The organism is Streptomyces sp. NPDC003327 (assembly GCF_053589515.1).
Genome location: NZ_JBSFSA010000011.1, coordinates 83,976 through 105,060, shown reverse-complemented (window position 1 = coordinate 105,060; position 21,085 = coordinate 83,976). Strand labels below are relative to the sequence as shown.

The following is a 21,085-nucleotide window of genomic DNA, read 5'->3' as shown; positions in this document are numbered from 1 at the left end:
GCCACGCACAGCACGCACAGGGGGAGGAAAGACCGTGACCGGGGGAGAGACGACCATGACCGGCGACACCGTACGGACGACCGGGGCCGCACCGAAGACCGAGGCCCCGTACGGCACGTGGCCCTCGCCCGTCGACGCCGCGCTCGCCGCGGCCGGCGACGGGCGGCCCGAGTTCCTTGGCATGGTCGGCGACGAACTCTGGTGGACCGCGCCCCGGCCCGCCGAGGGCGGTCGCCGCGCCCTCGTGCGGCGACGCGCCGACGGCACCGAGGAGAGCCTCCTGCCTCCGCCGTGGAACGTCCGCAACCGCGTGATCGAGTACGGCGGCCGCCCCTGGGCCGCCGCCGAGCGGCCCGACGGAGGACCGCTCCTCGTCTTCAGCCACTTCCCCGACCAGCGCCTGTACGCCTACGAGCCGGAGGCCGGACCGGCGGCGGAGCCCAGGCCGCTCACCCCCGTCTCGGCCGTCGGCGGCGGGCTGCGCTGGGCGGACCCGGTCGTCCGCGCCGACCTCGGCGAGGTCTGGTGCGTCCTGGAGGAGTTCACCGGCCCGGCCCCCACCGACGTGCGGCGCGTGATCGCCGCCGTGCCCCTGGACGGCTCCGCCGCGACGAACCGCGCGGCCGTGCGCGAACTCAGCGACGGGCGGCACCGGTTCGTCACCGGACCGCGGCTCTCGCCGGACGGCCGCCGGGCCGCCTGGCTCGCCTGGGACCACCCCCGGATGCCATGGGACGGCACCGAGGTACGCCTCGCCGACATCGCCCCCGACGGCACCCTCCACGCCGAGCGGACCGTCGCCGGCGGACCGGACGAGTCGATCCCCCAGGTCGGCTGGGACACGACCGGACGGCTCCTCCTGACCAGTGACCGCACCGGCTGGTGGAACCTCTACCGGGCCGGGATCGCGGCCGACGGCACCGTCGACGAGCCGACCCCCCTCTGCCCCCGCGCCGAGGAGTTCGCCGGACCCCTCTGGAAGGTCGGACTCACCTGGTTCGAACCGCTGGAGAACGGCCTGATCGCCGTCGTCCACGGCAAGGGGACCACCGCCCTCGGCATCCTCGACCCCGAGACCGGCACCCTCGTCGACGCCGTCGGGCCCTGGACCGAATGGGCCTCCACCCTCGCCGTCCACGGCACCCGCGTCATCGGCGTCGCCGCGGGACCGCACACCGCCTACGAACTCGTCGAACTCGACACCTGCACGGGTCACGCCCGCGTCGTTGGCGCCGCCCACACCGACGCCGTCGACCCCGCCCACCACCCCGAGCCCGTCCTGCGCACCTTCACCGGCCCCGGCGGACGCGACATCCACGCCCAGGTGTATCCGCCGCGCCACCCACGCTTCACCGGGCCCGAGGGGGAGCGGCCGCCCTATGTCATCTGGGCCCACGGCGGACCCACCGGGCACGCCCCGCTCGTCCTCGACCTGGAGATCAGCTACTTCACCTCGCGCGGGATCGGCGTCGCCGAGGTCAACTACGGCGGATCGACCGGATACGGCAGGGAGTACCGGGAGCGGCTGCGCGAGCAGTGGGGCGTGGTCGACGTCGAGGACTGCGCCGCCGTCGCCACCGCCCTCGCCGCCGAGGGCACCGCCGACCCCGCGCGCCTCGCCGTCCGCGGCGGCAGCGCCGGCGGCTGGACCACCGCCGCCTCGCTCGTCTCCACCGACGTCTACGCCTGCGGCACGATCATCTACCCCATCCTCGACCTGCGGGGCTGGGCCACCGACGAGACGCACGACTTCGAGTCGCAGTACCTGACCGGACTGATCGGGCCGCTCGACAAGGTCCCCGAGCGGTACGCGGCGCGCTCGCCCGTCGAGCACGTCGACCGGCTCTCGACACCGTTCCTGCTGCTCCAGGGACTCGACGACGTCATCTGCCCGCCCGCCCAGGCCGAGCGCTTCCTCGCCCGTACCGCGGGCCGGGGCGTCCCGCACGCCTACCTCGCCTTCGAGGGCGAGGGCCACGGCTTCCGCAGGGCCGACACCATGATCCGTGCCCTGGAGGCCGAACTCGCCCTCTACGCCCGCGTCTTCGGCTTCGACCGCGACGACCTCACCGAACTGGAGCTGCGCACATGACCGGCGCCGGTACGACGCGGGCCGCCGCCCGCCCCGCCCGGCTGCGCCCCGGGTCGCGGGTCGCGGTCGTCGCACCCAGCGGACCCGTCCCCCGGGACCGGCTCGACGCGGGGCTCGACGTCCTGCGCGGCTGGGACCTGGAGCCGGTCGTCGCCCCGCACGTCCTCGCGGCCCACGACACCCTCGGCCACCTCGCGGGCACCGACCGGGCCAGGGCCGACGACCTGACCGCGGCCTGGTGCGACCCCACCGTCGACGCCGTGCTCTGCGCACGCGGCGGCTACGGCGCCCAGCGCATGGTCGACCTCGTCGATTGGCCGGCGATCCGGGCCGCCGGCCCGAAGGCCTTCGTCGGCTACAGCGACGTCACCGTCCTGCACGAAGCCCTCGCCGTCCGCGCCGGATTCGCCACCCTGCACGGCCCGATGGTCGCCGCCGGGACCTTTCTGTCCGACCGCCGCACCCAGGAGTCGCTGCGCGCGACGCTCTTCGCGCCCGAGACCGTCCTGACGCTCGGCCTGGACACCGCCCGGCCCCTGATACCCGGGCGGGCCCACGGGGTGACCCTCGGCGGCTGCGTCAGCCTGCTCGCCGCCGACATCGGCACCCCCCACGCCCGCCCCTCGGCCCGCGGGGGGCTCCTCCTCCTGGAGGACGTCGGCGAGGAGCCGTACCGGCTCGACCGGATCCTCACCCAGCTGCTCCGCTCGTCCTGGCTCGACGGCGTCGCGGGCATCGGGCTGGGGTCGTGGGAGGAGTGCGGCCCGTACGAGGACGTGCGCGCGGTGTTCCTCGACCGGCTCGGCGGCCTGGGCGTCCCGGTCGTCGAGGAGCTGGGCTTCGGCCACAGCCCGACGGCCCTGACCGTGCCGCTCGGCGTCCCCGGGGTGCTCGACGCGGAGGCCGGCACGCTCACCCTGGACGTACCGGCGCTGCGCTGAGCCGCGCCGCCGGTACGGGCGGCCCGGACCGACCGGCTGTACGGGCCGCCGTCCGGGCCCGTCGGTCCCGGCCGGTCAGTCCCGGACGGTCAGTTGAGGCCGAAGCGGCCGGCCCAGGTGGTCACGTCGGCGGCCGAGACGTTGCCGCCGCAGACCACCAGGCCGAGTCGGGCGTCGGGGCCGACCCGGTCGAGGACACGGCGGGCCGCGGGCAGCAGGCAGCCCGCGGCGGGCTCCGCCCACAGCTTCGCGTGCTCGGCCAGGTCGAGGGTGCCGCGCACGGCCTCGGCGTCGGTGACCGTGAGGACATCGGTGACCAGCGCCGACACATGGGCGTGGGTGAGGTGCGAGGCGCTGGGGGCGCTCAGCGTCGAGACGATCGAGGACAGCTCCACCGGGACCGGCCGGCCCGCGGCGAGGGCGGCCGACATGGCCCGCGCGCCCTCGGTCTCCACGCCCCAGACCCGTACACCGGGACGCCGCGCCGCCAGGGCCGTGGCGACGCCGGAGATCAGCCCTCCGCCGCCGATGCTGACGAGCACGTCGGTGAGCTCCCCGGCGTCCTCCGCGAGTTCGAGGCCGACCGTCCCCTGGGCGGCGACGACGAGGGAGTCGTCGAACGGGTGCACCAGGCCGAGCCCCTTGGCCCGCAGCTCGTCCACGAGCGCGAAGGCCTCCTCCATGGTCTCGGCGAGCAGCACCGTCGCACCCGCCCCCTCGGCGACCCGCACGGCGCGGGCCGGGGCGGAGCGCGGCATCACGATCGTGGCCCGGACGCCGAGCGCCCCGGCCATGGACGCCACGGCGATGCCGTGGTTGCCGCCGCTCACCGCGACGACCCCCGCCGCGCGCCCGGCCTCGCCGAGCGCCAGCAGCTTCGCCACCGCGCCCCGCGCCTTGAAGGAGCCGGTGCGCTGCAGCAGCTCCAGCTTCGTGGTGACGTGCGTGCCGAGGAGGGCGGAGAGTCCCGGGCTCGGCACCGTGGGGGTCCGCACGACATGGTCCGCGATCCGCGCGGCAGCGTCTTCCACATCCGCGACAGTGATCAGCACGATTGCCTCCGTCACCTCGTCCGCGCGGCCGTGGCCCCGATGATCACGGCGCGGCGGTCCGAGCATCCTACGGCGAAGGGGCGGGGGCGGGGGCCGTGCGCGTGCCGGTCCCCGCCCCCGCCCCCGTACCCGAGGCGGGTGGGTCAGAGCGCTGCGTAGCCGGGGCGCACGACCTCGTCGATCAGACGCTGCCGCTCCGGCAGCGGCAGGAACGCGGCCTCCAGCGCGGCGACCGTGAACTCCTCGAAGACCTCGGGGCCGTAACCGAACGCGTCCACCATGTGCTGGAACTCCTCGCTCATGGTGGTGCCGGAGACCAGACGGTTGTCGGTGTTCAGGGTGATGCGGAAGCCGAGCCGCCGCAGCTCGTCGATCGGGTGCGAGGCGTAGTCCTTCGCGGCGCCCGTCTGGAGGTTGGAGGTCGGGCAGACCTCCAGGGCGATGCGGTTGTCGCGGACGTACGCGGCGAGCCGGCCCAGGGTGCCGTCCTCGGCGATGTCGTCCGTGATCCGCACGCCGTGGCCGATCCGCTCGGTGCCGCAGACCTGCACGGCCTCGTGGATCGACTCCGCGCCGACGGCCTCGCCCGCGTGGATGGTGAAGTGGCAGTTCTCCCGCTTCAGGTGCTGGAAGGCGGGGAGGTGGCGGGCCGGCGGGTTGCCGATCTCGCCGCCGGCGATGTCGAAGCCGGCCACGCCGTTGTCCCGGTGGGCGACCGTGAGCCGCGCGATCTCCAGGGAACGGTCGGTGTGGCGCATGCCGGTCAGCAGGGTGCGGACGGTGATGCGGCCGCCGGCGCGGCGCTCGCCCTCGCGGAAGCCGTCGTTCACCGCCTCGACCACCTCGTCGAGGGTCAGGCCGCCCTCCAGGTGCTGCTCGGGGGCGTAGCGGATCTCGGCGTAGACGACGCCGTCCGCCGCCAGGTCCTCGGCGCACTCGGCCGCGATGCGGGTCAGCGCCTCGCGGGTCTGCATCACCGCGCAGGTGTGGGCGAAGGTCTCCAGGTACCGCTCCAGCGAACCGGAGTCGGCGGCGTCCCGGAACCAGACCGCCAGCTCGGCCGGGTCCTCGGTCGGCAGCGCGGTGTAGCCGCACTCCCGGGCCAGCTCGACGATCGTGGCGGGGCGCAGCCCGCCGTCGAGGTGGTCGTGGAGGACGGCCTTGGGGGCGCGCCGGATCCAGTCGGAGACCGCAGAGACGGCGGAGACGGCGGAGGCGTCGGCGGGCGTGGCAGGGTTGTCAGACAAGTGCATGGCGGGGAAGTGTACGCCACCCGGGTGAGGCGCGCTGTGGCGCGCGGCACCGGGGCAGCGGCGACGTGGTGTCGGGGCGGTGAGGACGTGGCGGCGGGGCGGTGGCGCCGGGCGTCGGGGCGGACGGGCCGGGGCGTCGAGCGGCGGGTCAGCGGGACTGGAGCACCGGAAGGGCGGGCGCGCCGGTCGGCAGCATGTGCTTGGCGGCCAGGACCGGGGTGTCGCCGACCCGTACGACCTGGGTGACCAGCACGGCCGGGGTGTCCGCCGGCCGCCCCAGCTGCTCCCCGCGCCGCCGCCCGAGCAGCGTCGCCGTGATGGCGCTGTGCGCGCCGAGGGCCGTCTCGCGCGAGGCGCCCACGAGCACCGACAACATGGAGACCGCCGCGTCCGGCGCCGCGGCCCGCAGCGCGCGGGCGAACTCCGGATGTGCCGCGTCGAGCACGTCGTCCGGCGCCGCCCACTCGTGGCTCAGGGCCGCCGCCGCGCCCTCCCCGGTCAGTACGGACTCCCAGAAGCGCAGCTCGGCGGAGACCGGGGCGAGCAGGTGCTGGGTGGTGAAGTCGGTGGGCTCCTCGACGGTCCGCAGCAGGGCCCGTACGCGCAGGGGTTCACCCGCCCCGATCAGCCCCTCCAGGGGCTGGACGTGCTCGAACCCGCGCCGCGGCGGTCGGGGGTTCACCGTGCGGCCGACCCCGCGCCGTACGGTGAGGAGGCCGTCCTCCTGGAGCAGCAGCAGGGCCTCGCGCAGCGCGGGCCTGCTCACGCCCAGCCGGGCGGCGAGCTTCGGCTCGGAGGGGAGCGTCGAGCCCGGCGGGAAGGTGCCGTCGTGGACGGCGTCCGCGATGCGTTCGTAGAGCGCCACGACCGGCCGTCGCCGGTGTCCGCTGACCGCCACGGCGCCTCCTCGTCCTCGGTGCTCCGTCCTGCGTGGAGCGATGTCCCGGCACCACGGTAGTCGGCCGCTGTTGTCTGACAAGTCACTCGTACGGCTCCGTCCACCGTTCGGGTGGCTCCCGGGTCGCCCATGCTGGTCCCACGCGCACGCCCGACAGGCACGACGGAGGAGAGGGCCCATATGAGTCCCAAGGAGACGTCGGGGAGGGGCGGGGCCCGGTCCGGTGGCGCCCTCACCCCGGGCCGCATCGGCATGGCGGCGCTCGTGATCGTCACGCTCGTGTTCATCTTCGAGAACACCCGGGAGGTACGGATCCGGCTGCTGATCCCCGAGGTCTCCATGCCCCTCTATCTCGCCCTGCTCGCGACCGCCCTCATCGGCGTGGCCTGCGGGTACTACGCCGCGGCCCGGAGGCGCAAGTGAGGCGCGCGGCGACCGTCGTCGGCGCGGGCGCCGCGCTGACCCTCGCCCTCGTCGCCTTCGGCACGGCGGGGAGGTCCGGCACGGCGGGGACGCGCCGAACGGGGCAGAAACCCGTGACGGCGCACGGCGCCGGGGGCCCCGCGGGTACGGAGACAGGGTCGGGTACGGACACGGAGACGGGGGCGGGCGGGGTGACGGGGCGGCCGCGCGGACGACGGGTCGAGGCCCTCGCTCCCGCCGGTCCCCGCGCGATGCCGGACTTCCTCGGCAGCGATCTGTGGCGGGTCTTCACCCGGCTGGACCGCCGCACCCGGCTCGCCGTCCACGACGTCGGCGGCCGCGACCGCCGGGTGCTCTGGCCGCCGAGCTGGCAGGTCTGCACGCAGTACCCCGCACCGGGCACGGCCGTCGACCGCCGCGCCACGGTCACGATCGGCGTGGTCAGGAAGGGCGAGTCCTGCCCGCCCCGGGTGCGTACGGCCCGCCGCTAGGAACGTCCGGAACCCGGGGCGTACGGGGTGCGGCGGCCACGGCCCCTCTCGGGGCGGCGCTGCGGAACGGCGCGCCGCCCCCGGTGCCGGGTCAGTCGGTGTCCGTCGCCGCCAGGACGGCCAGCCGCTTGCGGCCGGGGGAGAGGGCGGCGACACCCAGGTCCCAGGCCACCTGCTCGAACCACTCCGTGTGGGCGACGAAGCCGTACCAGACGCAGTCCGCCGCCCGCGCCTCGACCTCGGCGGCGCTCGCGCCCTCGGGACCACCCGCCAGTGCGGCGAGGGACCGCCAGGCCGCCAGCCTGCCGTACGCGCCGAACTCGCCGTACCCGTACGCCCCACCGGTCGACGCCGCCGCGAAGAGCACCCGCCACGCCCCGGCCGGCTCCCGGACGGAGCCCCACAGGCCCGAGCCCTCGTCGACCCCGGCGAGACAGTCGAGCCCCAGCGTCAGGAGCGCGCCCGGGATCGCCGCGGCGTCCAACGGCTCCGCGAGGTCGAAGACCCGCGCCTCGACCCGTCCGTTGGACTCCGCCGTCCAGTTCGCCACGGCCGCGCCCATCGCCGCGGCCCGTGAGGGCGACGTCGTCTCGACGGCCTTCGGCGCGACGGTGTCGCCGAGCACCGCTGCCGGGACGCCCCGGTGCGACGGCCCGTAAGGTGACGCCCAGCTGCTGCCCGTGGCGCTGTGGCGGGGCAGTGCGGCCTCGGCCTCGACGGCGGACACCGACAGGGGCAGCCACCCCAACGGGTGGTCGTGCCGCTCCGGCGCGGTCGCCCACGCGGCGATCACCGGCAGCCGCGTGACGGGCGAGCCCCGGAGCACCAGCTCGTGGACCAGGCAGGCGCGGAACTCGTCGGAGACGTCACCGGCGAACGCCGGAGCCAGGTCCTCCGCCGCGTGGCCGGTGGCCAGCAGCGAGGCGGGGTAACGCGCGCCCCGAGCACTGAGGTCGCGCACGGAGCCGACGAGGCGGAGCGCCTGGGCGGCGTTCTCGGCGCCGGGAGTGGTGGCCAGGAGTCGTACCAGGTGGTCCAGGGCGGCTCCGTACTGCCACGGCGGCGACTCCGCGGCCCGGTGCGCTGCGGAGAGGACGAGACCGAGATCGGCGGCGAAGGCGGCGTCGCCGCGCGCGACCCGCTCGTCGGCGATCGCGTTCACGGCACTCACCGTCGCCGCCTCCGGCAGCGCCGCCACGATCTCCCGGACCTCCGGGTTCTCCTGGATCTCTTGGTTCTCCCTGGTCATGCCTCCGAGGCTAGCCGTGACGGCGGAAGCGGGCAGGGGGGCCGCCCGCGCCCCGCCGCCCCCCCGAGGACCCGACAAGGCCCCCACAAGGCCCTAACCTGGGCGCATGTCCGACGATCACGGTCGCTATGTGACGGCGGGGCCCCGGGTGGGGCTGCGGGAGTTCTCGCTCGACGACGGGGAGGAGTTCACCGCCCGCGCCGAGGAGAGCACGGCGCTGCACCGCCCCTGGCTCTTCCCGCCCCGTACGGCGGAGGCGTACGCCGCGTACGCGGGCGCGCTCATCGACGATCCGGCCCGCGCCGGGTTCCTGGTGTGCGAGCACGCCGAGGGAGGCCGGATCGCCGGCTTCGTCAACATCAACAACATCGTGCGGGGCGGCTTCCGCAGCGGCGCGCTCGGCTACGGCGCCTTCGCGCACGCCGCCGGGCGGGGCCTGCTCACCGAGGCGCTCGGCCTGCTCCTCCCGTACGCCTTCGGCCCGCTGGAACTGCACCGCCTCGAAGCCAACATCCAGCCCCTCAACACCGCGTCCCGCGCCCTGGTCCGCCGCGCGGGCTTCCGCCTCGAAGGGTTCTCGCCCGCGATGCTCCTCATCGACGGGGCCTGGCGGGACCACGAGCGATGGGCGGTCACCGCTTGTAGTTGATCTTCATCGTGTCGAGGTCGGTCACGGTGGACCGCAGCCCCGTGAAGCCGTGGCCGAGCTCCCGGAGCGCGTTCTCCACGCGCTCCTCGGCGAGCGCGCCCGCCATCTCGTCGCCGTCCTCCGCGGCGGAGACGACGACCAGCCGGTACGAGAAGTGCTTGAGCGTCCGGTCGTAGGCGAGCGAGCCCTCCTCGGTGAACCGCATCGCGCTCAGCCCGTGCGCGTCCGCCTCGGCGAGCAGCCGGCTGCGGCTCTCCTCCGACAGCGCGTCGAACGTGCCGCGCACGATGACCCGATAGGTGTGCTGGGTGCCCATGCCTCGTACTCTCCCTGTGCCGCGTGCGGCGGCGTCGTCCGCTCGGCCGCCGCCCTGCCGGGCGCGCCGACCCGCCACCCTATGCGGCCCCGCGGCACCCCGCCGGGAATATCCGCCCCGTTCAGGAGACCCGGCAGAGGATCTCGCCGTGCGGGACCATGAACCAGGCGTCCTCTCGGGCGCCCCAGGCGTGCCAGGCGTCGGCGATCTCCGCGAGGCCGGCCGGGGTGGTGTGGCCGCCGTCCACGGCCAGCTCCGCGTAGCCGGACGAGGTGGTGCGGTCCGCCCACAGGCCGCTCCACCAGGCCCGCTCCTGGGGAGTGGCGAAGCACCAGGCGGTCGCCGTGGTGGTGACCTCGGTGAATCCGGCCTGCCGGGCCCAGGCGAAGAGGCGGCGCCCGGCGTCCGGTTCGCCGCCGTTGGCGGAGGCGACCCGGTGGTACAGGTCCAGCCAGGTTTCCAGGGCGGGCAGTTCGGGGTACCAGGCGAAGGCGCCGTAGTCGCTGTCCCGGGCGGCGACCACGCCACCGGGGCGGCAGACGCGCCGCATCTCGCGCAGCGCCCGCACCGGGTCGCCCACGTGCTGGAGCACCTGGTGGGCGTGGACGACGTCGAAGGAGTCGTCGGGGAAGTCCAGGGCGTGGACGTCGGCGACCGCGAACTCGACGTTCCCCAGGCCGCGTTCCGCGCTGACGTTCCGGGCCTTCGCCAGGACGTCCTCGGCCGCGTCCACCCCCACCACCCGGCCGGGCGCCACCGCGGCGGCGAGATCCGCGGTGATGGTGCCCGGCCCGCAGCCGACGTCCAGGACGTCGAGCCCGGCCCGCAGTTCGGGCAGCAGGTAGGCGGCCGAGTTGGCCGCCGTCCGCCAGCTGTGCGAACGCAGGACCGACTCGTGGTGGCCGTGCGTGTAGACCGCGGTCTCGTGCGCCTGCGGCGCGGAGGCGTGCGACATGGAAGCGACTCCCTCGGGTGGGTGTGTGCCTCCACCGTACGCCCGACCTCCATATATTGAGATCCGTGTCTTGTCATGTGGACGACAGGAGGGCGTGGCGCCGGTCGGAAGGGGGAGAGCGCGGTCAGCCGAACAGGTCCCTCCGGTACCGGAGTTCGTCGAGGACGACCCCGCCGGTCTCCTCCTGGACCACCGTCCCGTCCGCCCGCCACCCCGCGCCCTCGTAGAACCTCCGCGCCCGCTCGTTCCCCGCCAGGACCCACAGGGCCACGCTGTGGAACCCGCTCGCCGCGACGCGCTCGACGACGGCCTCCGTCAGCCGCCGGCCGACCCCCGTGCCCCAGACCGACGGCAGGGTGTACAGCGCCGCCAGCTCGGCCGTCGTCGCGGGACCGAACTCCTCGTCGGGCCAGGGGCGGACGGCGGCGAAGCCGACCGGGCGCCCGCCCGAACCGGTCGCCAGGAGCACGGTCGGACCGTCGGCCGCTTCGAGCCGCGCCCGCCACCGGGCGGCGCGCTCCTCGACGTCCAGGGCCTCCAGGTAGGCCGGGGGCAGCAGTTCGCGGTAGGCGGCCTGCCAGGAACGGACGTGCACGGCGGCGAGCGCCTCCGCGTCCTCGGGAACGGCGTCACGGATCGTCATGCCGCATTCTGACCGGGCCGCCCCCGCCTGCCCAGGGGTCGGACGGGACGGCGCCCGGGACCACCTTTGTGACGGGCTCATGAACGAACCGTCAGAAACCCTCCTCGGCACCTAGGATCGGCCCGCCGCCACCGTCGGCACCCCCCTTCCCACCTGCCGAGGAGTCCCGTGCCGAACCCGCCCGCGCCCGCCCGCCGCTCCGTCCTCGCGCTGCTCGCGGCGGCGCCGGCGGCCACCGCCCTCGGCGGCCTCACGACCCCCGCCCACGCCGCGTCCCCCACCGGCTCCACCACCGCGCCCGCCTCCACCGCGCCCGTCACCGTCGCGCCCGCCTCCGCCGCGGGGTCCACGGCCGGGACCACCGCGCCGCTCGCCGCACCCGGCATCGTCAAGGCCCTGCCGCCCGAGCACTTCACCGTCCGCGGCACCAACGCCGAAGCCCGCTTCGACGCCTTCGGGGACACCGGCCACACGACGCCCACCAGCCGCTTCTTCGTCCGGAACCACACCTCCACCCCCGTCCTCGACGCCGACGACTGGCGGCTCACCCTCTGGGGCGACGGACTCCACGGCCGCGCGCCGGTCCACTTCACGTACGGCCAGCTCCGCGACCTGCCCTCCGTCACCCGTACGGCCCTGATCGAGTGCGCGGGAAACGGCCGCAGCCTCTTCACCACCCAGCAGGGCGAGACCGTCACCGGCACCTCCTGGACCCTCGGCGCCGTCGGGGCCGCCCGCTGGCGCGGCGTCCGCCTCGCCGACGTCCTGCGCCTCGCCGGGATCGCCGGCGACGCCGTCGACCTGCTGCCGCGGGGCCTCGACGACCCGTACGTCTCCGGCGGCGTCGACCACGGCCGCGTCCGCCGCCCGCTGCCGGTCGCCAAGGCCCTGGACGACGTGATCCTCGCGTACGAGATGAACGGCGAGCCGCTCCCGTACGACCACGGGCACCCCGTCCGGCTCGTCGTGCCGCACTGGGTCGGCATCGCCTCGATCAAGTGGCTCGGCGACATCGAGGTCTCCACCCGCCCGCTGGCCTCCCCCTGGTCCACGGACTGGTACCGACTCTTCGGCGCCGCCCACCCGGCCGGCGGCAGCGCCCCGCTCACCCGGCAGACCGTGAAGTCCGGCTACGAGCTCCCCTTCGGCGCCGCCCTGGACGCCGGGCGGCTCCACCGGCTCACCGGCCGCGCCTGGTCCGCGCACGCGCCCGTGCGCTCGGTCGAGGTCTCCACCGACGGCGGCGCCCACTGGCGGCCCGCCCGGCTCCTCGACACCCCGCGGCGCGGCGGCTGGGTCCGCTGGACCGTGCCGTGGCGCCCCCACCGCACCGGCCCGGCCACCCTGCTCTCCCGGACGACCGACGCCGCGGGCAACACCCAGCCCGAGCGGACCGTCCACAACACCCAGGGCTACCTCTTCGACGCGGTCGTGCGCCACCCGGTCACCGTCTCCTGAAGCGGCGAACCCGCCCGAACCTTCGTATAAAGGGCCACGGGGGTGCCATGCGCCCGGCGCCCCCTCCGCGCTCAGGAGGCAGGAGGTACGGGACATGCGGCAGACCGCTCCGGAGGGACGCGGGCCCGTGCGCTACGGACCGCCCGCTCCCGACACGGGCCTGCCCGTCCCGCCCGGCCTCTCCGCGCTGCTCGCCGCGGCCGCCGGGCGGACCGCGCCCGAACCGCCGGGCGGCGGCCCCGTCCTGCGGGAGGCCGCCGCCGGCTACTGGTGGCGCCGCGGCCTGCGCACCCACGCCGAGGACGTGATCGCCGCGCCCGGCGCCCCAACCCTCCTGCTCGCCCTGCTCGCCGCCCACGGCGGCGACGTGCTCCTGCCGCGGCCCTGCCCCGCCTGGTGGACCCCGCAGGCCCGCCTCCTCGGCCGTCCGGCCTACCACGTGCCCACGCCCGCCGAGTGCGGCGGCGTCCCCGACCCGTACGCCCTCCTGGAGACCGTGCGCCGCGTCCGCGCCGAGGGCGGCACCCCCGGCCTCCTCCTGCTCTCCGTCGCCGACGACCCGACCGCCACCGTCGCTCCGCCCGAACTCGTCCGGGAGGCCTGCGAGGCCGCCGTCGCCGAGGGGCTGCACGTCGTCAGCGACGAGACCTGGCGCGACACCCTCCACCACCCGCACGACACCGTGCTCCTCAGCCCCGCCGAGATGTGCCCCGACGACGTCACCGTCCTCACCGACCTCGGCGGCGCCCTCGCCCCGGCCGCCTGGCCGTGCGCCGTCGCCCGCTTCCCGCCCACGGCCCCCTCCCGCACCGACCGCTGGACCGACCGCAGGGCCCGCGTCCTCGACGTGCTCACCGCGCTCGGCGCGGTCGTCCCCGGGCCCCTCGCCCCCGCCGCCGCGCACGCCCTCGACGAGCCCGAGGACGTCACCGTACGCATGCGGCGCGCGGCCGCCGTCCACGGCGGGCTCGCCGGGGCCGCCCACCACGCCGTCCTCTCCGCCGGCGCCCTGGCCCGGCCCCCGCAGGCGGGCCGCCACCTCTACGCCGACCTGGGGCCGCTGCGCGCGGGCCTCGCCGCCCGGGGCGTCACCGACTCCCTCGAACTGGAGCACCACCTCACCGGGCGCCTCGGCACCACCGTCCCCGGCGGCCACCGCTTCGGCGACGAACTCGGCGCCCTGCGCGTCAGGTTCGACACCACCGCCTTCCTGGGCGCCACCGAGGAGGAGCGGTCCGAGACGTTCGCGGCGCGCGACCCCGTGGAGTCCCCCCACGCGGCCCGTGCGCTCGCGGAGTTCGCCGCGGCCCTCGGGGAACTGCGGTGAGCCCGCTCCGCCGCGGACTCAGGCACTCCGCAACCCCGTCCGTCCCTGCCCCCGTCCCCGTCCCTGCCCCCGACCCTGATCCCGTCCCCGATCCCCGACGAGCCGTGCAGAACGGAGCCCGCTGATGACCGAACGGACGGCACGCCCCGCCCGGCCCGCACCGGCCCCGTCCCGGCCGGACCCCGGCACGGCCCCGGACGCCTCGCCCCCTGCGGCCGCTTCCGCCCCTTCCGCCCCTTCCACCGCTTCCGACCCGGGCCCCGGCGCTGACCCCGCCGTCGAGGCTCCCGCCCCGCTCGCGTCCGGCCCCGACGTCCCCCGGCCGCCCGTGCCCGTGGGGCGGCTCCGCCGGGACTGGCCGCGCAGCTTCGCCGACCGGCTCACCGCGCCCCTGCCCGGGGTCCGGGCCTTCGCGCGCCTCGCCCGCGAAGGCGCCGTGCGCCCCCGCCCCGAAGGACTCAGGGACGTCCCCCGGCTGCCCTTCGAACCCGGGCCGCAGCCCGTCGCGGGCCCCGACACCGTCGCCGTCACCTGGGCGGGCCACGCCAGCTGGGTCCTGCGCGTCGGCGGGCTCACCGTCCTCACCGACCCCGTCTGGTCCCGCCGCATCTTCGGCACCCCCGCCCGGCTCACCCCCGTGGGCGTCCGCTGGGAGGACCTGCCCCCCGTCGACGCGGTCGTGATCAGCCACAACCACTTCGACCACCTCGACGCGCCCACTCTCGGACGGTTGCCCCGGCACACCCCGGTCTTCGTCCCCGCCGGACTCGGCCGCTGGTTCGCCCGCCGGGGCTTCCGCCGCGTGACCGAGCTCGACTGGTGGGAGGCGGCCGAACTCGGCGGTGTGCGCTTCGACTTCGTCCCGGCCCACCACTGGTCCAAGCGGACCCTCCTGGACACCTGCCGCTCGCTCTGGGGCGGCTGGGTGCTCACCGACCGGGCGGGCCACCGCGTGTACTTCGCCGGCGACACGGGATACGGCCACTGGTTCGAGGAGATCGGCCGCCGCCACCCCGGAATCGACCTGGCCCTCCTCCCGATCGGCGCCTACGCCCCGCGCTGGTGGCTCAGGGACGTCCACACCGACCCGGAGGAGGCCGTCCGCGCCCACCAGGACCTCGGGGCACGGCGGATGGCGCCCATGCACTGGGCGACCTTCGTCCTCTCCAGCGAGCCCGTCCTCGAACCCCTCACCCGGGTCAGGGCCGCCTGGGAGCGCGCCGGGCTGCCCCGCGAGGACCTGTGGGACCTCCCGGTCGGTGCCTCACGGGTGCTGGTGCCCTGAGCGGGCCCCGCCCGCCCCGTCGGACGCCGCGCCGTCGGCCGCCGCGCCGCGCGGGCCCCGGATCCGGCGCCAGAGGGCCGGAGCCGTACTGAACACGACCGTGAGCGCCACCGCCGCGACGACGCCCTGCCACGGCTCCGGGAAGAGCGAACCGCCCAGGATGCCGATGAGCTGGTACGTCGCCGCCCACGCCAGACAGGCCGCCACGTCGCCCCGGACGAACCGGCGCAGCGGCATCCCGGCCAGCAGGCAGGCGAGCATCACCGGGATGCGCCCGGCGGGCACGAGCCGCGACAGGACGAGCACCGACACCTGGTGGGTGTCCAGCCGCTCCTGTGCCTGGGCCAGCCGGTCCGGCGTGACCCGGCCGCGCAGCGAGGCCAGCCACCGGGAGCCGTTGCGGGAGCGGACGCCGCGCCGCCCGAGCCAGTACAGGGCCGTGTCGCCGAGCAGGGCGGCGAGGGCGGAGACCAGGAAGACGAACAGCAGGGCGAGCGGCGCGGTCTGGTGGAAGGCGACGACGGCCGCCGAGCTGACGATCGCGCCCGTCGGCACCACCGGCACGAGCGCGCCGAGCGCCACGAGGAGGAAGAGCGACGGATAGCCGACCGCCTGCTGCGTCGACTCGGGCGGCAGCTCGCGCACGATCTCGACGAGCCCCCCGATCACCGTACGACCCCCGCCCGGCCCCGGGCGCGTCCCACCGGCCGAGCAGCCCCCGTTCGGGGCGTGCCCGGCCCCGTCGGGCGAGCGGTTCCCGAGGGGCGTGGGCCGGGCCCCGTCGGGCGAGCGGTCCCCGGTCCGGCCGGGCCGGACCTCGTCGGCCGAGCCGTATGCGCTCCGGCCGGGCCCGGCCCCGCCCCCCTCCCGGCCGCCGTCACCGGGCGACCTCCGGGCGGACGCGCTCGCCGTGGGCGAGGAGATGGACCGCCACCTTCGGTGCGAGCCGCGCCGAGTGCCGTACGAACTCGTCGCCCGGCGCGTGGAACTCGTGCGGCCGGAGCCCGTCGAGACCGATGGGCCAGTACGTGCCGTAGTGGACCGGCACGGCCGCCGCCGGGGAGAGCGCGGCGAGCGCCTCGGCGGCCCGGCCCGCGTCCAGGTGGCCGTGCCCGAGGTACGGGCCCCAGCCGCCGACCGGCAGCAGGGCCACGTCCACCGGCCCGACCGCCTCCGCCATCCCGTCGAACAGGCCCGTGTCCCCGGCGAAGTACGTCCGCGCCTCGCCCTCGACGACGTACCCGAGCGCGGGGGAGCGGTGCGGCCCGAACGGCAGCCGCCGCCCGTCGTGCCGCGCCGGCACGACCCGTACCGTCACGCCCTCGACGGCCACCGCGTCGCCCGGCTCGACCTCGGTCAGCCGCAGCCCCCGCTCGACGAGCCTGCGCAGGCCCGGTACGGCGGCGGGCGCGCCGCGCGGCACGAGCAGCCGGGTGCCGGGCGCGAGCCGGGCCAGCGAGGGCAGATGGAGGTGGTCGGCGTGGAGGTGGGAGACGAGGGCGGCCTCGGCGACCGCCGCCTCGGGCGGCGGCGGCGCGCCCCGCCGCCGGCGCAGATGCGCGAGGCGCCGCGCGAACAGGGGGTCGGTGAGGAAACGGACCCCGGAGTCCTCGACCGTGCAGGTCGCGTGCCCCCACCAGGTGACCTCCACCGGCATGCCGCCCTTCCGTCGCCCGTCGTCTTCGCCGACCACCCTCGCCGCCCGTCGCACGGTGCCGTCGCCCGCCGGTCCGAGGCCGTTCCGTAACGAGGGTAAATGTCCGGAGCGCCCGCCGGAGGATGTTCGGCCGTCACCGTCCCGGAGTAATGTCGGCCCATGGACGACGTTCGGGTGGCGGCGATCGCCAGCCTCACCCCGCTCGAAGAGCTGGACACCGACCCCTTCCTCGTGGACACGCGCGGCCAGCACGCGATGTGCGCCCGCTGGGCCGACGACCAGGGGTACGTGCTCACCAGACAGCTGTTCTGCTACGGCATCAGCCCCGACCACGCCGCCCTCTGGACGGACGTGGAGGGCGGCGCGGTCGACCTCTTCGTCGCGCCCAACGAGCGCGTCCTCGCCCGCGCGCTGACCTCCGTGCCGGGCTTCCGCGCCGAGTGCGAGCGGCGCGGGGTGCGGGTCGTCACCGTCGGACGTGACGAACCTCCGTACGACGCGGCCGCGAAGGCCGGCGTCCACCGACGTCTCTCCATGCCCACGGCAGGGTACGACGGTTCCTGAGCGGGCATCCGGTCCCGAGCCGCCCCGGCCCCGGGGACCGGGCCCCGGGGATCCGGCACCGGAGACCGGGACGGACACCCGCGCCGCCCGGGCGACCGGCCCTGTGCCACGCTTGAGGCAGAAAACGGGCGAAAGGTGTGACGCGCGTGGGTGACGGGCGATGGGATGGCGCCGACCGCCGACGCGGCGCGGGCCGCGCCCTGGTGCGGGTGACCGTGGTGTGGGCGGTGTCGACGCTCACCATGCTCCTCCTCGCCGGGCTGCTGCCGGACTTCGAACTCCAGTCGCCCGGCGGTGACACCCTGACGCGGACGGCGCTCACCGCCGCCTGGGGAGCGGGGGCCTACGCCCTGCTCGGCGCGCTGGTCTGGCCGCTGATCGTGCGGGCGCTGCTGCTCGTCCCGGCCCTCGTCCTCGGGCTCCTGGGGTTCTTCCTCAACGGCTCGCTGCTGCTCGTCGCGCTCTGGCTCATCCCCGACGGGCGGGGCGCCGCCGACCCCGAGACCGCGGTGGTCGTCGCCGCGGTCATGTCGGCGGTCGCCTCGGCGACCTCGACCGCCCTCGCCGTCCGTGACGACGACGCCTACCGCCGCCGGCTCTACCGGCTCACCGGCCGCACCCGCCCCCGCGATCCGGGCGGCGGCCCGGAGCCCGCGCCCGGCACGGTCTTCCTCCAGCTCGACGGCGTCGGCCACCACGTCCTGCGCGCCGCCGTCGAGGACGGACTGATGCCCACCGTCGCCGGCTGGCTCGACGCGGGCCACCGGCTCACCCCCTGGCGCACCGACTGGTCCAGCCAGACCGGCGCGAGCCAGCTCGGCATCCTGCACGGCTCCAACGAGGACGTGCCCGCCTTCCGCTGGTACGAGAAGGACACCGGCCGGCTCATGGTGTCCAACCGCCCGGCGAGCGCCGTCGAGCTCCAGCGCCGGGCGGTGCGCCGCACCGGCGACGGCGGGCTCCTCACCCTCGACGGCGCCTCCCGCGGCAACCTCTTCAGCGGCGGCGCCGACCAGGTCGCGCTCGTCCTGACCGTGGCCGCCCGGCGCGGCCGCCGCAACCGCTCCCGGGCGGGCTACTTCGCCTACTTCTCCGACCCCGCCAACGCCGTCCGCACCGCCGGGTCGTTCGTCGCCGAGTGCGTCCGCGAGACCGTCCAGTCCACCCGGGCGCGGCTGCGCCGCGAGCGGCCGAGGGTCTCGCGCGGCGGCACGTACCCCTTCGTCCGGGCCTTCGCGACGGTCGTGGAGCGGGACGTGGTGGTCGCCGCCGTCATGGGCGACATGCTGGCCGGGCGCACCGCCGTCTACGCCGACCTCGTCGCGTACGACGAGGTGGCGCACCACTCAGGGCCGCAGGGGCCCGACACCGACCAGGTGCTGCGCAGGCTCGACCGGTCCGTCGGGCTGATCGCCACCGTCGCCGAGCACGCGCCGCGCCCGTACCGGATCGTGCTCCTCTCCGACCACGGCCAGAGCCCGGGGGAGACGTTCGAGTCCGCCTACGGGCTGACCCTGAAGGACCTCGTACGGGCCGGGTGCGGGCTCCCCGTGCCGCGCAGGGTCGGGCGGACCCGCAGCGGCTCCGAGGCGCGGGACGCGGCGAGGGACGCGCTGCGCAGCGCCCTGCACCGGCCCGTGGACGAGAACGGCGACGAGGCGCGCGAAATCCCCGCGAAGCCCTCCGAGCCCGTCGTCCTCGCCTCCGGCAACCTCGGCCTTGTCTCCTTCCCCGACGTGCCGCACCGGATGACGCGCGAGGAGATCGACCGCCGCCACCCGGCGCTCCTGAACACCCTGGCCCACCACCCCGGCATCGGCTTCCTGCTCGTCGCGAGCGCCGAGCACGGCTCGGTGGTGCTCGCGGGGGACGGCGTGGAGGTCCCGGTGGCCGAGCTCACCGACGACGGGCCGCTGGCCGTCTTCGGCCGGGGCACGGCGGAGGCGGTGCGCCGCACCGACGGCTTCCCGCACGTCGCGGACATCATGGTCAACTCGATGTACGACCCGGCGACCGGCACCGTGCACGCCTTCGAGGAGCAGATCGGCTCCCACGGCGGCCTCGGGGGCGAGCAGTCGCACCCCTTCCTGCTCTCCCCGCCGGACCTCTCGCCGCCCGTCGCCGACGGCGGCGAGCTGGTCGGCGCCGAAAGCGTCCACCGGGTGCTGCGCCGCTGGCTGCGCGAGGGCGCCGGCCCGCAGGTGCCGCTGGGGTCCCCGGAGATTTCGCCGTCCACGGAGGAATCGGAAGAACTTCTTCCGGTTGACGGGCCGGTCCCGCAGGACAAAAACCACTGATTTGGACGCCTGTTCGCCGTTACCGGACGATGGTCCGGATTGCACGACGGAAGGCGCACCACCCCATGAGCACGGCCACCACAACTCCACAGAGCGGACCCACCGGAGGCAGCCCCCGCTCCCCGGAACCCCCCGCACCGTCCGCGGTGTCCGCCGCGCCCGGCCCCGCCCAGCGGCACGCCCGCCGCTTCGGACTCCCGGTCGCCACGGCCCTGGTCATGGGCAACATCATCGGCGGCGGCATCTTCCTCCTCCCCGCCTCCGTCGCCCCGCACGGCACCATCAGCCTCGTCGCCTTCGGCGTCCTCACCCTCGGCGCCCTGGCCCTCGCCCTCGTCTTCGGCCACCTCGCCCACCGCCACCCGCGCACCGGCGGACCGTACGTCTACGCCCGCGAGGCCTTCGGGGACTTCGCCGGGTTCCTCGCCGCCTGGTCGTACTGGGTCACCACCTGGGTCTCCAACGCGGCCCTCGCCGTCGCCGCCGTCGGCTACCTCGACGTCCTCGTCCCGATCCACGGCTCGGTCCCCGCCACCCTCGCCGCCGCCCTGCTCCTCCAGTGGCTGCCCGCCCTCGCCAACCTCGCGGGCACCCGCTACGTCGGCGCCGTCCAGCTCGTCGCGACCGTCCTCAAGTTCGTGCCGCTGCTCCTCGTCGCCGTCGGCGGCCTCCTCTTCTTCGACAGCGCCAACCTCGGCCCCTTCCGGGCCGGCGACGAGAGCGCCCTCGGCGCCGTCTCCGCCTCCGCCGCGATCCTGCTCTTCAGCTACCTCGGCGTCGAGTCCGCCGCCGTCAGCGCCGGCGAGGTCCGCGACCCGCGCCGCAACGTCGGCCGCGCCACCGTCCTCGGCACCCTCGGCGCCGCCGCGCTCTACCTGCTCACCACGCTGTCGGTCTTCGGCACCGTCCCGCACGACCGCCTCGTCGAGTCCGACGCGCCCTTCACCGACTCCGTCAACCTGATGTTCGGCGGCACCTGGGGCGGCACCGCCGTCGCCTGCATGGCCCTCGTCTCCATGGCCGGCGCGCTCAACGGCTGGACCCTGCTCAGCGCCCAGACCCCGTACGCCGCCGCCCGCGACGGCCTCTTCCCGAGGGCCTTCGCCGTCAAGCGGCGCGGCGTCCCCACCGTCGGCGTGCTCGTCACCGTCGTCCTCGCCTCGCTCCTGACCGTCTACAACTACACGGCGGGCGGCGAGGGCGTCTTCGAGATCCTCGTCCTCGTCACCACCTTCACCGCCACGGTCCCCTACCTCCTCTCCACCGCCGCCCAGCTCTACTTCCTCCTCTCCGGGCAGGCCGACCGGGTCCACCGCCCCCGCCTCGTCCGGGACGCCGTCCTCGCCCTCGCCGCCTTCGGCTTCTCCCTCTGGCTCGTCGCCGGATCCGGGTACGCCGCCGTCTACCAGGGCGTGCTGTTCCTCTTCGCGGGCGTCCTCGTGTACGCCTGGATGTCGGCCCGCAGGCAGCGCGCCGGAGCGGTGCCCGGAGCCGCGCGCGGAGCGGCTTCGGAGACAGAGGGGGAGTGACCGCCG

20 protein-coding genes are annotated in these 21,085 nt (G+C 76.0%); 11 read left to right on the top strand and 9 right to left on the bottom strand.

Features of this window, described 5'->3' with window-relative positions:
• Positions 1 to 55: 55 nt before the first annotated feature.
• Positions 56 to 2,092 carry a prolyl oligopeptidase family serine peptidase gene (locus ACWDVG_RS13150; RefSeq protein ID WP_451699207.1) on the top strand — a complete coding sequence of 679 codons (2,037 nt, stop codon included), beginning with the start codon at positions 56 to 58 and terminating at the stop codon, positions 2,090 to 2,092.
• Complete coding sequence (locus ACWDVG_RS13145; RefSeq protein WP_451699073.1) at positions 2,089 to 3,033, top strand: S66 peptidase family protein; 945 nt, start codon at positions 2,089 to 2,091, stop codon at positions 3,031 to 3,033. The genes ACWDVG_RS13150 and ACWDVG_RS13145 overlap by 4 nt, the downstream gene beginning before the upstream one ends.
• A gap of 89 nt (positions 3,034 to 3,122) precedes the next feature.
• Here ACWDVG_RS13145 and ACWDVG_RS13140 read toward each other — a convergent pair whose 3' ends face one another.
• From ACWDVG_RS13140 to ACWDVG_RS13130, 3 genes are all read right to left on the bottom strand, one after another.
• Positions 3,123 to 4,082: a pyridoxal-phosphate dependent enzyme gene (locus ACWDVG_RS13140; RefSeq protein ID WP_451699205.1), complete on the bottom strand. Its 960-nt coding sequence runs from the start codon at positions 4,080 to 4,082 to the stop codon at positions 3,123 to 3,125.
• 146 nt (positions 4,083 to 4,228) lie between these two features.
• Positions 4,229 to 5,338 (bottom strand): adenosine deaminase, encoded by a 1,110-nt coding sequence (locus ACWDVG_RS13135; protein WP_451699071.1) that lies wholly within the window; start codon positions 5,336 to 5,338, stop codon positions 4,229 to 4,231.
• Between the two features lie 148 nt (positions 5,339 to 5,486).
• Positions 5,487 to 6,236 (bottom strand): GntR family transcriptional regulator, encoded by a 750-nt coding sequence (locus ACWDVG_RS13130; protein ID WP_451699069.1) that lies wholly within the window; start codon positions 6,234 to 6,236, stop codon positions 5,487 to 5,489.
• 180 nt (positions 6,237 to 6,416) lie between these two features.
• Here ACWDVG_RS13130 and ACWDVG_RS13125 point away from each other — a divergent pair, with 180 nt between their 5' ends.
• Together ACWDVG_RS13125 and ACWDVG_RS13120 are read left to right on the top strand one after the other, a co-directional pair.
• Entirely contained in the window at positions 6,417 to 6,659 is a 243-nt protein-coding gene (locus ACWDVG_RS13125) for a DUF1049 domain-containing protein (protein ID WP_451699068.1), read from the top strand.
• On the top strand, positions 6,656 to 7,150 hold the full coding sequence (locus ACWDVG_RS13120) for a hypothetical protein (protein ID WP_451699066.1): 495 nt from the start codon (positions 6,656 to 6,658) through the stop codon (positions 7,148 to 7,150). The genes ACWDVG_RS13125 and ACWDVG_RS13120 overlap by 4 nt, the downstream gene beginning before the upstream one ends.
• A 91-nt stretch (positions 7,151 to 7,241) precedes the next feature.
• Here the strand turns inward: ACWDVG_RS13120 and ACWDVG_RS13115 are convergent, their stop codons facing one another.
• A complete protein-coding gene (locus tag ACWDVG_RS13115) occupies positions 7,242 to 8,399 on the bottom strand; it encodes a DUF6183 family protein (protein ID WP_451699064.1) in 1,158 nt (385 codons plus the stop codon).
• A gap of 106 nt (positions 8,400 to 8,505) precedes the next feature.
• On the opposite strand from ACWDVG_RS13115, the gene ACWDVG_RS13110 reads away from it, so the two are divergent.
• Positions 8,506 to 9,048 (top strand): GNAT family N-acetyltransferase, encoded by a 543-nt coding sequence (locus tag ACWDVG_RS13110; protein ID WP_451699062.1) that lies wholly within the window; start codon positions 8,506 to 8,508, stop codon positions 9,046 to 9,048.
• On the opposite strand, the gene ACWDVG_RS13105 is transcribed toward ACWDVG_RS13110, so the two are convergent.
• The 3 genes from ACWDVG_RS13105 to ACWDVG_RS13095 all read right to left on the bottom strand — a co-directional run bounded on the left by ACWDVG_RS13105 (position 9,032) and on the right by ACWDVG_RS13095 (position 10,962).
• On the bottom strand, positions 9,032 to 9,364 hold the full coding sequence (locus tag ACWDVG_RS13105; RefSeq protein ID WP_451699060.1) for a DUF6204 family protein: 333 nt from the start codon (positions 9,362 to 9,364) through the stop codon (positions 9,032 to 9,034). The two genes, ACWDVG_RS13110 and ACWDVG_RS13105, sit on opposite strands and share 17 nt — an antisense overlap.
• 121 nt (positions 9,365 to 9,485) lie before the next feature.
• The gene (locus ACWDVG_RS13100) at positions 9,486 to 10,319 is read right to left on the bottom strand and encodes a methyltransferase domain-containing protein (RefSeq protein ID WP_451699058.1); all 834 of its coding nucleotides are present in this window, start codon (positions 10,317 to 10,319) and stop codon (positions 9,486 to 9,488) included.
• Between the two features lie 124 nt (positions 10,320 to 10,443).
• A complete protein-coding gene (locus ACWDVG_RS13095) occupies positions 10,444 to 10,962 on the bottom strand; it encodes an N-acetyltransferase family protein (RefSeq protein WP_451699056.1) in 519 nt (172 codons plus the stop codon).
• A gap of 168 nt (positions 10,963 to 11,130) precedes the next feature.
• Between ACWDVG_RS13095 and ACWDVG_RS13090 the strand changes: the two genes are divergently transcribed.
• The 3 genes from ACWDVG_RS13090 to ACWDVG_RS13080 all read left to right on the top strand — a co-directional run bounded on the left by ACWDVG_RS13090 (position 11,131) and on the right by ACWDVG_RS13080 (position 15,032).
• Positions 11,131 to 12,420, top strand: a complete 1,290-nt coding sequence (locus ACWDVG_RS13090; protein WP_451699054.1) for a sulfite oxidase — start codon at positions 11,131 to 11,133, stop codon at positions 12,418 to 12,420.
• A gap of 94 nt (positions 12,421 to 12,514) precedes the next feature.
• On the top strand, positions 12,515 to 13,747 hold the full coding sequence (locus ACWDVG_RS13085; protein ID WP_451699052.1) for an aminotransferase class I/II-fold pyridoxal phosphate-dependent enzyme: 1,233 nt from the start codon (positions 12,515 to 12,517) through the stop codon (positions 13,745 to 13,747).
• 124 nt (positions 13,748 to 13,871) lie between these two features.
• Positions 13,872 to 15,032, top strand: coding sequence for an MBL fold metallo-hydrolase (locus ACWDVG_RS13080; protein WP_451699051.1), 1,161 nt, complete (start codon positions 13,872 to 13,874; stop codon positions 15,030 to 15,032).
• Here ACWDVG_RS13080 and ACWDVG_RS13075 read toward each other — a convergent pair.
• Both ACWDVG_RS13075 and ACWDVG_RS13070 read right to left on the bottom strand, forming a co-directional pair.
• Positions 15,012 to 15,701: a DedA family protein gene (locus tag ACWDVG_RS13075; protein ID WP_451699049.1), complete on the bottom strand. Its 690-nt coding sequence runs from the start codon at positions 15,699 to 15,701 to the stop codon at positions 15,012 to 15,014. The two genes, ACWDVG_RS13080 and ACWDVG_RS13075, sit on opposite strands and share 21 nt — an antisense overlap.
• Before the next feature lie 208 nt (positions 15,702 to 15,909).
• Positions 15,910 to 16,689 (bottom strand): MBL fold metallo-hydrolase, encoded by a 780-nt coding sequence (locus ACWDVG_RS13070; protein ID WP_451699047.1) that lies wholly within the window; start codon positions 16,687 to 16,689, stop codon positions 15,910 to 15,912.
• Between the two features lie 159 nt (positions 16,690 to 16,848).
• On the opposite strand from ACWDVG_RS13070, the gene ACWDVG_RS13065 reads away from it, so the two are divergent.
• The 3 genes from ACWDVG_RS13065 (at position 16,849) to ACWDVG_RS13055 (ending at position 21,079) form a co-directional block, all read left to right on the top strand.
• Positions 16,849 to 17,253: a hypothetical protein gene (locus tag ACWDVG_RS13065; RefSeq protein ID WP_451699045.1), complete on the top strand. Its 405-nt coding sequence runs from the start codon at positions 16,849 to 16,851 to the stop codon at positions 17,251 to 17,253.
• 146 nt (positions 17,254 to 17,399) lie between these two features.
• A complete protein-coding gene (locus tag ACWDVG_RS13060) occupies positions 17,400 to 19,550 on the top strand; it encodes a phage holin family protein (protein ID WP_451699043.1) in 2,151 nt (716 codons plus the stop codon).
• 65 nt (positions 19,551 to 19,615) lie between these two features.
• Entirely contained in the window at positions 19,616 to 21,079 is a 1,464-nt protein-coding gene (locus tag ACWDVG_RS13055) for an APC family permease (protein ID WP_451699041.1), read from the top strand.
• The last annotated feature ends 6 nt before the right edge of the window (positions 21,080 to 21,085 follow it).

Bases quoted from the DNA above. Each gene is read 5' to 3' on its own strand.
- ACWDVG_RS13150 (WP_451699207.1), top strand. From the start codon at position 56: ATGACCGGCGACACCGTACGGACGACCGGGGCCGCACCGAAGACCGAG.
- ACWDVG_RS13145 (WP_451699073.1), top strand. From the start codon at position 2,089: ATGACCGGCGCCGGTACGACGCGGGCCGCCGCCCGCCCCGCCCGGCTG.
- ACWDVG_RS13135 (WP_451699071.1), bottom strand. From the start codon at position 5,338: ATGCACTTGTCTGACAACCCTGCCACGCCCGCCGACGCCTCCGCCGTC.
- ACWDVG_RS13125 (WP_451699068.1), top strand. From the start codon at position 6,417: ATGAGTCCCAAGGAGACGTCGGGGAGGGGCGGGGCCCGGTCCGGTGGC.
- ACWDVG_RS13115 (WP_451699064.1), bottom strand. From the start codon at position 8,399: ATGACCAGGGAGAACCAAGAGATCCAGGAGAACCCGGAGGTCCGGGAG.
- ACWDVG_RS13110 (WP_451699062.1), top strand. From the start codon at position 8,506: ATGTCCGACGATCACGGTCGCTATGTGACGGCGGGGCCCCGGGTGGGG.
- ACWDVG_RS13105 (WP_451699060.1), bottom strand. From the start codon at position 9,364: ATGGGCACCCAGCACACCTATCGGGTCATCGTGCGCGGCACGTTCGAC.
- ACWDVG_RS13100 (WP_451699058.1), bottom strand. From the start codon at position 10,319: ATGTCGCACGCCTCCGCGCCGCAGGCGCACGAGACCGCGGTCTACACG.
- ACWDVG_RS13095 (WP_451699056.1), bottom strand. From the start codon at position 10,962: ATGACGATCCGTGACGCCGTTCCCGAGGACGCGGAGGCGCTCGCCGCC.
- ACWDVG_RS13085 (WP_451699052.1), top strand. From the start codon at position 12,515: ATGCGGCAGACCGCTCCGGAGGGACGCGGGCCCGTGCGCTACGGACCG.
- ACWDVG_RS13080 (WP_451699051.1), top strand. From the start codon at position 13,872: ATGACCGAACGGACGGCACGCCCCGCCCGGCCCGCACCGGCCCCGTCC.
- ACWDVG_RS13070 (WP_451699047.1), bottom strand. From the start codon at position 16,689: ATGCCGGTGGAGGTCACCTGGTGGGGGCACGCGACCTGCACGGTCGAG.
- ACWDVG_RS13065 (WP_451699045.1), top strand. From the start codon at position 16,849: ATGGACGACGTTCGGGTGGCGGCGATCGCCAGCCTCACCCCGCTCGAA.
- ACWDVG_RS13055 (WP_451699041.1), top strand. From the start codon at position 19,616: ATGAGCACGGCCACCACAACTCCACAGAGCGGACCCACCGGAGGCAGC.